This window comes from Pseudoalteromonas sp. SG45-3, from assembly GCF_014164075.1.
Classification (GTDB): Bacteria; Pseudomonadota; Gammaproteobacteria; order Enterobacterales; family Alteromonadaceae; genus Pseudoalteromonas; species Pseudoalteromonas distincta.
In genome coordinates this window covers 1-348 of the sequence record NZ_JACJEN010000073.1, presented here as the reverse complement: position 1 = coordinate 348, position 348 = coordinate 1, and the positions used below count along the sequence as shown (strand labels likewise).

Below are 348 nucleotides of genomic sequence, written 5' to 3'. Positions count from 1 at the left end.
ACCGCTTCATTGCCGGCGTTATCAAATACGCTAACACTTACTGTTACGTCGCCATCTGCAAGTGAGCTTATATCTTCGTCACTTACTTCCCATGTGCCATCGGCATTTATGGTTACATTATCAACGGTTACTTTTTTACCGTCTTTATCTGTAAAGGTTACGGTAATGCTGTTTGTTGATTCTACGTCATCAACTTTACCGCTTACACTTACCGCGTCGTCTTCTGCTGCGTTTATTACTGAGTCTTCAAGCACTAGCGTTGTACTGGCTTGGGTGTCTTTTGTAAAGTTGAGGGTGCTTGTTGCTGGATTACCCGCTATATCTTGCGTGCTTACATCTACTGTGTAA

The 348-nt window shown here is 43.1% G+C and carries 1 protein-coding gene; it reads right to left on the bottom strand.

The window, feature by feature from the left end:
• The coding region (locus H5126_RS21320) for an Ig-like domain-containing protein (protein WP_182758586.1) at window positions 1–348 on the bottom strand (348 nt) is incomplete at both ends.